The organism is Methanosarcina sp. UBA411, assembly GCF_002495725.1.
Lineage (GTDB): Archaea > Halobacteriota > Methanosarcinia > Methanosarcinales > Methanosarcinaceae > Methanosarcina.
Genome location: NZ_DAGK01000002.1, coordinates 113,633 through 125,754 on the forward strand (window position 1 = coordinate 113,633; position 12,122 = coordinate 125,754).

The following is a 12,122-nucleotide window of genomic DNA, read 5'->3' on the forward strand; positions in this document are numbered from 1 at the left end:
TCAAATACTCGTCAATTGCCTTTGCAGCTTTCTTACCTGCACCCATTGCACTGATTACGGTTGCTGTGCCTGTGACCACATCTCCGCCGGCAAAGACTCCGCATTTGAAGGTTGCGCCGGCTCATGGAGGGAAAAGTTTACCTCATGTAAGTTACTCAAAAACTCTCCTTTTTTCAATTTTATCGATTAATTATACTTCTGAAAGTAGTGCTGGAAAATCTCTAATTAACTTTTATGCATTTTACCACTTATGATTTGCAGTCCTTTCATCAACTTTGTCTAAATAACAACAAGTATTTCTATGATTTATTACAATTTTTATTAATCTAAATTACCAAACCACTGAATCTCTACACACTTAACTTTTTAGTATGACAGACTGTGGAAAAGTGTACTACAATGCTAAAGACAAAGAAACGAAGACGAGGCACCGCTATTGTTGAAACTCCCAGAGGCATATTGGTAGTTGCTGGTAGAAGAGGACTGTATGTTCTCCCAGGGGGAGGGACAAATAAAAGAGAATCAAGAACGCAAGCAGCTGTAAGAGAATTGAAAGAGGAAACTGGATTAATTGCAACTAATGTCAGATTTCTTTTCCAGCATGTAGGGCATGTGCAAAGGGCATACTCAGGTGTGTACTTTAAAGACTACCACACCGTATGTTTAGTAAACGTTAGCGGTATTGCACGACCACTAAATGAAGTAAAATATGTAAACTATTATTCTCCAAATTCAGAAATTAAAGTTTCCAAAACAACAAAAGAAATACTAGATAGATTTTACGAGTTAAAAGGAAGATGATTTAAAACGAATGAGTAATGCATGAGTATATACGATTGAGATTATTGTACTCGACCTGATTCAAAAAGTAGAATCTCGCAGAACTTAGCAACTTTTAAAGTTAAAAAAGAAACCAGAAAATTCTGGTTTCACTGCTCTTTCAAATATTCATCAATTGCCTTTGCGGCTTTCTTGCCAGCACCCATTGCACTGATTACGGTTGCTGCACCTGTAACAACATCTCCGCCTGCAAAGACTCCGCACTTGGAGGTTGCGCCGGTTTCTTCGTCTGCGACGACGGTGCCCCTTTTGTTCTGATCAAGGCCTTCCGAGCCTTTGAAGATCATGGGGTTCGGGGATGTTCCTATGGCAATAACCACGACATCGGCAGGAATTGTGAATTCCGAACCTTCTACAGGGACAGGGCTTCTTCTGCCGGATTTGTCAGGCTTGCCGAGTTCCATTTTAATGCATTCGACTGCAGTAGCATTGAATTTCTCGTCGCCGAGGATGCGGACAGGGTTTGTAAGGAGCCTGAAGGTTATTCCTTCTTCTTTAGCGTGCTCGATTTCTTCCCTGCGGGCTGGCATCTCGTCTTCCCCACGGCGGTAGACTATACTGACCTCTTCAGCGCCCAAGCGGAGGGCTGAGCGGGCGGCATCCATTGCCACGTTTCCGCCTCCTACCACCACAACATGCTTTCCAAGCCTGACTCTGGTATCATATTCAGGGTCATAGGCTTTCATGAGGTTTACACGGGTCAGGAACTCGTTTGCGGAGTATACGCCATTGAAATTTTCTCCGGGAATTCCCATAAAACTCGGGAGACCTGCGCCCGTGCCCAGGAAGACAGCATCGAATTCGTCACAGAGATCGTCCAAGGTCTTGATCCTGCCGATTATGTAGTTGGGTTTGAACTCTACTCCGAGCTGCTTAATGTACTCGACTTCCTGCCGCACAATTTCTTTTGGCAGCCTGAACTCAGGAATGCCGTAACTCAGCACTCCCCCGGCCTTGTGGAGGGATTCGAAAACTGTTACTTTGTGACCCAGCTTTGCAAGATCTGCTGCGGCAGTGAGACCCGCAGGCCCAGAACCTACAACGGCTACTTTCTTTCCTGAAGGCTCCGGAATTTCAGGAACCTTTACTCCCTGCTGGCGCTCATAATCAGCGCAGAAACGTTCGAGTCTTCCGATAGCAACTGGCTGTCCCTTCTTTCCGAGTACGCAGAGAGATTCGCACTGAGTCTCCTGGGGACATACACGGCCGCAGATGGCAGGAAGGGCGTTTGTGCCTTTAATTTTCTCTATTGCTCCTGCAAAGTCTTCCTCGCATACAAGCTTGATAAAACCTGGAATATCCACGTTCACAGGGCAGCCTTCAACACATTTTGGTTCCTTGCAGGAGAGACAGCGGGAAGCTTCGACAAGAGCATCTTCTTTCGTGTAACCAAGAGCTACCTCATTAAAGTTCTTTCTGCGCTCTTCCGCAGGCTGTTCTGGCATCGGGGTCCTTTCTTTCTTTGCTTTTGCGGTTTTTTCTCCATTTAATTCTTGCATTTTTCATCCCCTCCTTATCAGTGTAGTCCGCACCTGCATTTCTCTTCGTATTTTTCCACAGCTTTTGCCTCTTCGCCGCGGTACATTGCAAGCCTGTTCATAAGTTCAACAAAATCGACTTTCCGTGCATCAAATTCAGGCCCGTCAACGCAGGTAAATCTGGTTTTTCCGTCAACTGTAACCCTGCAGCCGCCGCACATACCTGTCCCGTCTACCATAATAGAGTTGAGGCTGACAAGAATTTCAACATCATAAGGAGAAGCTACTCCTGCTCCTACTTTCATCATTATCGGAGGCCCAATGATCACGACTCTTGCAACCTCTTCACCACTGTCCAAAATCTGTTTCATTATGTCGGTCACAAACCCGTGGTGCCCTTTTGATCCGTCATCGGTTGCAATATACAGTTCGGAGCTAGCATCTTTCATTTCATCTTCGAGGATAAGAAGATCCTTGTTTCGGGCACCTATAATGGAAATTACCTTGTTGCCAGCTTTGCTATACGCCTTTGCCTGGGGATAAGCCGGGGCAACTCCTACCCCTCCTCCTACAAGGATAACAGTACCGAGTTTCCTTACATCGGCAGGGGTACCAAGAGGCCCGACGAAGTCTTCCAGAAACTCACCTGCAGAAAACTTTGCAAGCTGTTTTGTAGTCTTGCCCATCTCCTGAAATATTATAGTTACTGTGCCCTCGCCTTTGTCAAAATCAGCAATAGTAAGGGGGATCCTTTCCCCCTTTTCATCAATTCTGAGGATTATGAACTGTCCGGCTTTTGCAGCCTTTGCCACGTCAGGGGCGTCTATTACCATCCTGTGCACTGACGGAGCGATTTCTTCCTTTTTCAGTATTTTATATGCCATGAGATCACATTTTCCTGGGTAAAAGCGATTTTTTTAGAGTAAATGAATAGGTAAATTTTGATATCGCGGATCTCCTCGCGGATTTTTTCTTAGACCCGAGCTTTTCCGCCTGGACGCTCTCCTTATACTGATTAATGGGATATATAATCTCCCAAATAATTTTAATTATTTTGTCTGTCTGGATCATTTTTTATTGAATTGTAAGTGCCCTTTTTGTCAATACTTCCTTTTAAAAGAGTCTGAGTATTCTTCAACTTTTTGACCATTGTTGCAATAATTTAATAAATCTAGTGGGTATAATAAATTAAGGGGTAATCCCTGAACAGATTATATCAGGAAGTTGATTGGTGAGAGGAGGGATAAAGCAAACTCAGTGCAAACTATGTCCAGATAGACAACCGAATTTTATGGCCGTATTTGAACTTGAAAATTTAAAAGCTTTGCCTGAAAGAGAAATTTGTCCGCTGTATTGCTATAAAAAGCTGAATGGCTATGAAAATCGGGATGATTTCGTTCTGACAGGCGGAAGAGGAAATACAAGCGAGAAATTTATACATATATGGGGGTTAATCAAATGCCTGAAGAAAGAAGAGAAGGTACAAAGGGAGAAAAGTTAGAGGAAAAGAAAGGAGAAGAAGTAGCCGACGTCGATCCTATTCATCCTACCGAAGCACGGGGTGGCAAGAAGAGATCGCTCCTTGACACCTGCAAATAATTTCACTTATTCTTTACTTTTTTTCCGGGATAAATTAAAAAATGGAACGATCAAAGGAACTATAGAAGGGATTGCTTATGGTACAGAAAACTGAGACTGAGTCTCCGGGCCCGATGGGAAAAGAATTCAAGGCAATGAAGAAACCTCTCATAAGCTGTGATAAATACGATGAAGAAGAACGAAAGGCCCTTTATGGAGAAGAAAAAGAGTCTTGAACACTTTTTAAGTCAGGAAAGGAAGAACAAAGGAAAAATTCCAGATAAAGGTTCTTTATTGAACCTTTGCACCCTTTTCCTTCCACTTTAAGCATTTATTTCTTTTAGCTCACTGTTCTCCTCTTTGTTTTCTTGATCCTTTACCCTGATTTATATACCAGATTCCATTGTCCTACTTTTTTCCAGGTTCCTTAATTTTAGTTCTCGTTTGCTGGAAAACAGCTGTTGCACCTGTGATGTTACTTCTTTTACAGATAAGGATCAGAGAATAGTCTCAAAGCGTCTGAGAGAGCCAACTGAAAGCCTGGACTCAACTGAAAATATCAATGTAACTAAAAGCACAATATAAATGAAAACATGGATAACTGAAACATAATGTAAAATAACTGAAACATAATGTAAATGAAAACGCAGGTGTAACTGGTATCTTCTAAAAGATATACCAGCAATCAGTAATAATCTCTTTTAAAAGAATACTATGCCTGCCATGCAGGGGATGAGTAGATTCAATGTTTTCCTGTGCAAAGATTATTTAATGACTTTCATTATATATTGCTCTAATCCTGTGCTTTCAGCGTATCTGCACCCCTCTTTATCTAGAACTTAATCTGTTATAGGATGAATTTAGTTGACTATAGGATCCAAGTTATTATAGAACTAATAATCTGCTATGAATTTAATCAATATAGAATCTAATCAAATCTGTATACCTTCAATTTGATTATTAAGATGGCATCCATTTTAACCAATATCTAAAGGAGATGACAGGTATAAAATCAATAATTCTTGCAGGCGGCTCAGGAACACGACTCTGGCCTCTCAGCCGGGAAATGTATCCCAAGCAGTTTTTAAAGTTTGGAAGTACGTCTCTTTTTCAGGAAACCGTCCTCCGGTGCCTTGAAGTATCTGATATTTCCGAAGTTTTCGTTGTAACGAATGAAGCTCAGAAATTTTTCGTAATCGGGCAGATTGAGGAAATAGGATACTCAATCCCTCGAGAGAATGTATTAATTGAGCCCGAAGGCAAGAATACTCTCCCTGCAATCTTCTTCGGAATGAAAGAAATTGAAAAAAAATATGGGCACTCTGTAGTAGGAATCTTTTCTTCGGACCATGTCCTTGATAAAGGTGCAATGCAGACAATTGCTTCGGCTGAAGAGCTTGCTTCGGATTATCTGGTTACTTTCGGAGTTGTTCCTAATTTTCCTCATACAGGGTATGGTTATATTAAAACCTCAGAAGCCTGTGGACCAGGTTACAAGGTTTCGGAATTCAGAGAAAAGCCAGACTTGGAAAACGCAGAGAAATATATTCAGGAAGGCTGCCTCTGGAACAGCGGGATGTTCCTTTTCGACACAGCACTTTTCTTTGAAGAAGTTAAAAAACACGCACCTTCTGTTTTCACCTGTTTTGAAAACGGGAAGGATATCAATGAGGTTTATGCATCTGTGGACAAGGTTTCCATTGATTATGGAATAATGGAAAAATCCGATAAGGTCGCAGTTGTAAAACTTGAGCAGAAATGGAGCGACCTGGGGAACTTTGCGGCAATTTATGACGAGTTTGAAAAGGATCCTGTAGGAAACGTAATCCATGAATGTGATCCTTTGCTGCTCAACTCCGATGGAAATCTCGTATATTCGAGTTGTGGTAAGCTTGTTTCACTCATTGATATAAAGGACATGGTTATTGTCGATACCAGTGATGCTCTGTTAGTCTGCCCTAAATCCAGCAGTCAGAAGGTAAAGGAGATTGTCTCAGCTCTTAAAGACAGAAACGATGAAAGAGCATACATAGGACAAACCGTCTATAGGCCCTGGGGTTCGTATACCTTACTTGAAGTATCTCCAAAGCATAAGATCAAAAATATCACAGTACATCCCGCCCATAAATTGAGCCTCCAATTGCATTACCATCGCAGTGAGCACTGGGTGGTTGTTAAAGGTATGGCCTGCGTGGAAGTAAGCGGACAGCAGTTCTTCCTGAGACCGGGAGAGAGTACTTTTATCAGTGCAGGAGAAAAACACAGATTGTCCAATCCCGGAAAAATCCCGCTTGAGATTATTGAAGTGCAGTTAGGGGAGCTTGTAGACGAAGCAGACATTGTCAGGTTTGACGATGTCTATGGGAGGAGCTGAGAAGTGTGAAAATAATAGATACTAAAATAAGCGATCTTTTTGTACTCGAGCCTAAAGTCTTTGAAGACGACCGGGGTTATTTTTTTGAAAGTTATAATAAATTAACGCTGGATAACCTTTTAGGAAAAGAATACCCTTTTGTTCAGGATAATGAGTCAAAATCTTCTTATGGGGTAATTCGTGGTCTACACTACCAGCTGGCTCCTTTCAGTCAGGCGAAACTTGTAAGAGTTTTGCAAGGGAAAGTATATGATGTTGCAGTAGATCTAAGGAAAAATTCTCCTACTTTTCGGGATTGGATTGGGGTTGAACTTTCTGCTGAAAACAAAAGGCAGTTTCTAATTCCTAAAGGCTTTGCCCATGGATTTTCCGTACTGAGCGAAACTGCCATCTTTCAATACAAATGTGATGAATACTACCATCCTGAGGCTGAAGCAGGAATTATCTATAACGATTCGTCGTTGAATATTGACTGGAAGATAAAAGCTGAGGATATAAAGAGTTCCCCGAAGGATCTGCTACTCCCAAAGTTAGAAGAAGCTAAAATGAATTTTTAAACTTGGGCAAATTTTAATCCATCAGTCTTAATTTATTGGTACGTATTTTTTATTAACGTACCAAATATTTATTACCGTACCAAGGGGTGACCTAAATGAGACTTCTGGTTACAGGGGGCTGCGGATTCATAGGCAGCAACTTTATTCGTTACATGCTCGAGAAGTATCCCAGCTACCAAATTGTAAACCTTGACAAACTAACCTATGCTGGAAATCCAGCTAACCTCAAGGATATTGAAAATAACCCCAATTACTCTTTTGTGCAGGGGAATATCTGCGATTCCCGAGTTGTCAATGAAGTAATGAAAAAAGTCGATTATGTTTTGCATTTTGCAGCCGAAAGTCATGTTGACCGCTCAATTGAGGACGGTTCGGTTTTTGTCAGGACAAATGTGCTTGGAACAAATACTCTTCTACAAAGTGCGCTTGCAAATAATATAAAGAAATTTGTCCATATCTCAACTGACGAAGTATATGGCAGTATAAAAGAAGGTTCTTTTACTGAAAAGGACAATCTGAACCCTTCAAGCCCTTATTCTTCAAGCAAAGCAGGTTCTGATCTTCTTGCAATGTCCTACTATACAACTTACGATCTGCCAGTTTGCATAACTCGGTGCACAAACAACTTCGGGCCTTATCAGTACCCTGAAAAACTAATTCCATTTTTCATCAGCAGATTGATGGAAGGCAAAAAGGTTCCTGTCTATGGCACTGGCCTGAATATCCGGGACTGGATTTATGTTGAAGATCACTGCTCTGCAGTCGATTTTGTCCTTCACAATGGGAGCAGTGGAGAAATCTACAATATAGATGGTGGAAACGAGCTTACAAACCTTGAAATCACTCACCGTATTCTTAAAATGCTTGGTAAAGATGAAGCTTCAATCGAATACGTTGAAGACCGAAAGGGACATGATTTCCGTTATTCGCTCGATGGCAGCAAACTTGAGAAAATAGGCTGGAAACCAAAATATGATTTTGATACTGCCCTTGAGCAAACAGTCAGATGGTATGTGGAAAACAAATGGTGGTGGGAACCATTAAAACGCTAATTATCGGTGCCGACGGGATGCTTGGATTCGACCTTTGCAAAGCGTTTCCAGACGCTGTGAAACTGACACATAAAGATATCGATATTACAGATCGAGAACAGGTGCTTAAATCCATACGAAAACTAAACCCGAATCTGGCGATAAATGCAGCAGCCTATACTGATGTTGACGGCTGTGAAGACCATCAGGAATTGGCACTTAAGGTTAATGGGTATGGGCCTGGATATATCTCTGAAGCCTGCAATGAGATAGGTGCAACCCTCGTACACTTCAGCACGGACTACGTATTCGACGGGTCAAAAAAAGAGTATATAGAATCCGACACTCCTGATCCTATTAATGTGTATGGTCGTTCAAAACTTCTTGGTGAACAGAAAATTGCAGAAAATCTGGAAGATTATAGAATTATCCGGATTTCCTGGCTTTTTGGCACGCATGGAAAAAACTTTGTAGAAACAATGCTGAGATTATCCGGTGAGATGGCTCAGGTCAAAGTTGTTAATGATCAATTTGGGAAACCCACCTATACCGTAGATCTCGCGAATAAGATCATGGAGATTGCTGAACTTGAAGCCGGGATATACCATGTGACAAATGAGGGTATATGTTCTTGGTATGAGTTTGCATCTGCCGCCATAAGTAATACTGTTCCCTGTACAAGTGAGGAATTTCCAAGAAAAGCCAGGCGTCCAAAGTATTCGGTTCTTGTGAATACTAAAACCAGCCCTATGAGACATTGGAAAGAAGCAATTAAGGATTATCTGAAGGAGAGAAATGCATGAAAGGCATAATACTCGCAGGCGGTACCGGCAGCAGACTCTACCCCCTGACTAAAGTTACAAATAAGCACCTGTTACCTGTTTATGATAAGCCAATGATATTTTATCCAATACAAACTCTCATTAATGCAGGTATCAAAGAGATAATGATCGTATCCGGTCGAGGCCATGCCGGACATTTTCTTGAGCTTCTTGGATCAGGCGCAGATCTTGGGGTTAAATTTACTTATGAAATTCAGGAAGAAGCCGGAGGGATCGCACAGGCCTTAGGCCTTGCAGAGCGTTTTGCGGATGAAGACGATGTAGCAGTGATCCTTGGCGATAATATTTTCCAGGACAACATTAAAGAGGACGTCTCAAACTTTAGAGGTGGCGCCAGAATTTTCTTAAAGGAAGTACCGGATGCCCACAGGTTTGGAGTAGCTGAGCTTAATGGTGACAAGGTAATAGGGATCGAGGAAAAACCTCGGGAGCCCAAAAGCAATTTTGCAGTTACCGGTCTTTATATATATAGTAATCATGTATTCAAAATCGTTAAAACCCTCAAGCCCTCTGCGCGGGGAGAGCTTGAGATAACTGATGTCAACAATTATTTTGTTAATAATGGAACTATGGAATATCGTATCCTAGATGGTTTCTGGAGTGACGCAGGCACCTTTGAAAGTCTATTGAGGGCTAGTTTGTTAATTGCAGGTGAAAAAAGTAAAAGGGATAAATAATAACCTGAGTCTTAGATTCTTTTAAAGAATAGTTATTAACTAAAAGAATTAAGTTATGAATTATTTAGCAGATAATTATTTTTATTTATCCTAACTTGCAGTATTAGAATTAGTATCTCTCGTGTGTTTAAAGTCCGAACTCAAGATAATTTTTGTCCAATGTGATTAATGGAACATAACTATATACGCAATTGATCGTTAGACCATGTTTAATATAGCTGCTATTTTCTCGAATATCCTAAAGATAGACACTATTCAGCGCCAGAGCATAGTATCATTGTTCTGGCAGATCGCATTCACAGCTATAGGCTTCCTGAGCACTATGTACTTTGCACAGACGGTAGGTGCAGCAATTCTCGGCTCATATTACTTGTTTTTAGCATACTATGGTATTATCGGTATGGTAACTGACGGAGGATTTGGCGGAGCTGCAGTTAAGCGTATCAGTGAAGGGGAAGAATCTGATGCATATTTTAGCGCGTATTTTGTATTAAGATTAGTATCTACGATAGCTGGAGTGCTAATTTTACTCGTATTTAAAGACTACTTTGCTAACCTTAGTAAATCAGGAATGTTTGCCTGGTTGCTGGTGGCATTATTAGTCTCAATGATTGTGGGCCCAATCTCCACCGGAGTTACCGGCAAAGGTAAAATGGGGATACGCAATACCTGTGAAGGTATAAGCAATATCTTACGAATCTTGTTCCAGGTTCCAGCAATATATCTTGGGTATGAGACTGCAGGTCTTGCTGGTGGCATGGTGGCTGGAATGATTGGAGCAGCAATAATTGAATTCCGTTTTTTTGATTTGCATTTCGTGAACTTCAAATGGGATCATATAAAAAGTCTATCTGTGTTTTCCTTCTGGTTATTTTTAACAACTGGTGGGATGCTTGTATTTTCACAAGCAGATACCGTGCTTATTGGATATTTTATGAATAATGAAGACGTAGGTATCTACAGAGTAGTACTCCAATTTACAGCGGTTGCTACGTTTAGTTCGTACGCGATAAGAAGTACTCTTTGGCCCAGAATTAGCCAATGGGGTAAAGCTAATGAGATATATCTTATAGAAGAGTCTTTGGCTCGTGCAATAAGTTACTCATTAATACTGGCAATTCCAGTATTTGTGGGTGGTATCTTGCTTGGAGATCATTTGCTAAGCTCTTTCTATGGTCCAGATTTTGCCCAAGGTTATCAAACACTTGTAATACTTCTTGCCGTACAGATGGTTAATGTATTCCAGTATTTTTTCACGATGTATCTGGATGCCCTAAATTATCCAAAAGAATCGTTTAAAGTCACGGCAGTTGGGGTTGGAGCAAATATTCTCCTGAATATAATACTAATTCCTTTTATGGGTATAGATGGTGCAGCTATTGCAACTTTGGCAACAATGACACTAAACGCCTTACTTGCTTGGCAAGCTTTATCTAAATATATGACAATCCGATTAGAGCTTAATTGCCTCTTAAATATCGTGACATCTTCTGTTGTAATGGGAGTGCTTATTGGTGTATATCATTTACTTGTACCACTCTCTAATATATGGCTTACAATGTTTCCAGTTATATTTGGAGCAGCAGTATATGGTTTTTTGATGTTAAAACTAGATAAAAAAGTCTGCAATGAGATGAGACATATTGTGGAAAAAGTAGGCATAGGTTTTATTTGGCCAGAATGGTTGTAAATCGATATTTATATAGATTGATATTTTTATAAATAAACTAGTTATGAAAAACGTGGGAAAGATGACTCAAATTAGTGTTATTATTCCAACGTGGAATAGAGAAGAAACATTGGGTAAGGCTATTTTAAGCGCACTAAACCAGACTCTTCCTCCTTTCGAGATTTTAGTATGTGGAGTTAATGGTTCCCCGGATCAAAAAGTTGTTAACTCAATTAATGATCCTCGCGTGCGATGGATAGAGGGTGGAAAAGATGGACTTGCATCAATCCCTAGGAATAGAGGAATTCAAGCAAGTAGAGGAGAGTGGTTGGCTTTCTTAGACAGTGATGATGAATGGTTTCCAGATAAACTTGAAAAACAGTTAAAGCATGCTACCAAAATTGGGTGCAATGCTGCATGCTCTGATGCGATACGGTATATACCATCTCAAGGACACGTCGGAAAATTTATTAATAGTAGTATTCCTGAAGATCCAATATCTTTTCCTTTACTTGTTAAGGATAACTGTATAATTTGCAGTTCGATTTTAGTTAAGAAAGAGATTGTGATGAAATGTAATTGCTTTCCAGAAGATCGGGCATTAAAAGTGGGAGAGGATTATGCTTTATGGCTTCGGATAGCTACATTGACAAATTTTGCTTTCGTGAATGAACCTTTGTTAATATACAGAGATGAACCTGAGAATAGTATAAGAGCTTTTTGTCCTTCCCATTGGGATATAAGAGTTAACGTTTTGAAATCTTTCACATCATGGGCTGGAAATAAAGGCATCGATATAGTTAGCAGGAAATATTTGGGTCTGGCAAAAATGTTGCTTGTACATGCTTATATAAAAAAGATATTGGATAAACTCTAGTCTTTGCCTTAACTGCTTATTTTTTTATGTGCAAATGTCATGAAATATGGTTATGATCCAGATCAAAAGCGATCTCAAATTGTGATTTATTTGTCTCAAATCATCTGATGACGGATGCAGATTATTTAAGCGAATGAAATATATTTAAAAATATATTTAACTGTATGTAGGTAATTTAATAATAGTATTTAGATGGAAG

At 40.3% G+C, this 12,122-nt stretch carries 13 protein-coding genes; 11 read left to right on the plus strand and 2 right to left on the minus strand.

Annotated features, from left to right (window positions below; translation table 11 throughout):
* The coding region (locus BP861_RS00895) for a hypothetical protein (protein ID WP_292371635.1) at positions 1-254 on the plus strand (254 nt) is incomplete at its 5' end.
* 145 nt (positions 255-399) lie between these two features.
* Positions 400-801 (plus strand): NUDIX domain-containing protein, encoded by a 402-nt coding sequence (locus BP861_RS00900; protein ID WP_292371637.1) that lies wholly within the window; start codon positions 400-402, stop codon positions 799-801.
* Positions 802-929: 128 nt separating this feature from the next.
* On the opposite strand, the gene gltA is transcribed toward BP861_RS00900, so the two are convergent.
* Together gltA and BP861_RS00910 are read right to left on the minus strand one after the other, a co-directional pair.
* Complete coding sequence (gltA, locus tag BP861_RS00905) at positions 930-2,339, minus strand: NADPH-dependent glutamate synthase (protein WP_292371639.1); 1,410 nt, start codon at positions 2,337-2,339, stop codon at positions 930-932.
* Positions 2,340-2,356: 17 nt separating this feature from the next.
* Complete coding sequence (locus BP861_RS00910; protein ID WP_292371641.1) at positions 2,357-3,202, minus strand: sulfide/dihydroorotate dehydrogenase-like FAD/NAD-binding protein; 846 nt, start codon at positions 3,200-3,202, stop codon at positions 2,357-2,359.
* Between the two features lie 574 nt (positions 3,203-3,776).
* On the opposite strand from BP861_RS00910, the gene BP861_RS00915 reads away from it, so the two are divergent.
* The 9 genes from BP861_RS00915 to BP861_RS00955 all read left to right on the plus strand — a co-directional run bounded on the left by BP861_RS00915 (position 3,777) and on the right by BP861_RS00955 (position 11,923).
* Complete coding sequence (locus BP861_RS00915; RefSeq protein WP_292371642.1) at positions 3,777-3,917, plus strand: hypothetical protein; 141 nt, start codon at positions 3,777-3,779, stop codon at positions 3,915-3,917.
* Positions 3,918-3,994: 77 nt separating this feature from the next.
* Positions 3,995-4,132 (plus strand): hypothetical protein, encoded by a 138-nt coding sequence (locus BP861_RS00920; RefSeq protein ID WP_292371644.1) that lies wholly within the window; start codon positions 3,995-3,997, stop codon positions 4,130-4,132.
* Between the two features lie 761 nt (positions 4,133-4,893).
* Positions 4,894-6,270, plus strand: coding sequence for a mannose-1-phosphate guanylyltransferase/mannose-6-phosphate isomerase (locus tag BP861_RS00925; RefSeq protein ID WP_292371646.1), 1,377 nt, complete (start codon positions 4,894-4,896; stop codon positions 6,268-6,270).
* A gap of 5 nt (positions 6,271-6,275) precedes the next feature.
* A complete protein-coding gene (rfbC, locus tag BP861_RS00930; RefSeq protein WP_292371647.1) occupies positions 6,276-6,827 on the plus strand; it encodes a dTDP-4-dehydrorhamnose 3,5-epimerase in 552 nt (183 codons plus the stop codon).
* 95 nt (positions 6,828-6,922) lie between these two features.
* Positions 6,923-7,879 (plus strand): dTDP-glucose 4,6-dehydratase, encoded by a 957-nt coding sequence (gene rfbB / locus BP861_RS00935; protein WP_292371649.1) that lies wholly within the window; start codon positions 6,923-6,925, stop codon positions 7,877-7,879.
* Positions 7,852-8,661, plus strand: coding sequence for a dTDP-4-dehydrorhamnose reductase (gene rfbD / locus BP861_RS00940; RefSeq protein WP_292371651.1), 810 nt, complete (start codon positions 7,852-7,854; stop codon positions 8,659-8,661). The genes rfbB and rfbD overlap by 28 nt, the downstream gene beginning before the upstream one ends.
* The gene (locus BP861_RS00945) at positions 8,658-9,377 is read left to right on the plus strand and encodes a sugar phosphate nucleotidyltransferase (protein ID WP_292371653.1); all 720 of its coding nucleotides are present in this window, start codon (positions 8,658-8,660) and stop codon (positions 9,375-9,377) included. Before rfbD ends, BP861_RS00945 begins: the two co-directional genes overlap by 4 nt.
* A 205-nt stretch (positions 9,378-9,582) precedes the next feature.
* Positions 9,583-11,067 (plus strand): flippase, encoded by a 1,485-nt coding sequence (locus tag BP861_RS00950; protein ID WP_292371655.1) that lies wholly within the window; start codon positions 9,583-9,585, stop codon positions 11,065-11,067.
* 43 nt (positions 11,068-11,110) lie between these two features.
* Positions 11,111-11,923, plus strand: a complete 813-nt coding sequence (locus tag BP861_RS00955; protein ID WP_292371657.1) for a glycosyltransferase family 2 protein — start codon at positions 11,111-11,113, stop codon at positions 11,921-11,923.
* Positions 11,924-12,122: the final 199 nt, after the last annotated feature.

Excerpts from the sequence above, each read along its gene's own strand:
- BP861_RS00900 (WP_292371637.1), top strand. The coding sequence starts at position 400 with ATGCTAAAGACAAAGAAACGAAGACGAGGCACCGCTATTGTTGAAACT.
- gltA (WP_292371639.1), bottom strand. The coding sequence starts at position 2,339 with ATGCAAGAATTAAATGGAGAAAAAACCGCAAAAGCAAAGAAAGAAAGG.
- BP861_RS00910 (WP_292371641.1), bottom strand. The coding sequence starts at position 3,202 with ATGGCATATAAAATACTGAAAAAGGAAGAAATCGCTCCGTCAGTGCAC.
- BP861_RS00915 (WP_292371642.1), top strand. The coding sequence starts at position 3,777 with ATGCCTGAAGAAAGAAGAGAAGGTACAAAGGGAGAAAAGTTAGAGGAA.
- BP861_RS00920 (WP_292371644.1), top strand. The coding sequence starts at position 3,995 with ATGGTACAGAAAACTGAGACTGAGTCTCCGGGCCCGATGGGAAAAGAA.
- BP861_RS00925 (WP_292371646.1), top strand. The coding sequence starts at position 4,894 with ATGACAGGTATAAAATCAATAATTCTTGCAGGCGGCTCAGGAACACGA.
- rfbB (WP_292371649.1), top strand. The coding sequence starts at position 6,923 with ATGAGACTTCTGGTTACAGGGGGCTGCGGATTCATAGGCAGCAACTTT.
- rfbD (WP_292371651.1), top strand. The coding sequence starts at position 7,852 with ATGGTGGTGGGAACCATTAAAACGCTAATTATCGGTGCCGACGGGATG.
- BP861_RS00945 (WP_292371653.1), top strand. The coding sequence starts at position 8,658 with ATGAAAGGCATAATACTCGCAGGCGGTACCGGCAGCAGACTCTACCCC.
- BP861_RS00950 (WP_292371655.1), top strand. The coding sequence starts at position 9,583 with ATGTTTAATATAGCTGCTATTTTCTCGAATATCCTAAAGATAGACACT.
- BP861_RS00955 (WP_292371657.1), top strand. The coding sequence starts at position 11,111 with ATGAAAAACGTGGGAAAGATGACTCAAATTAGTGTTATTATTCCAACG.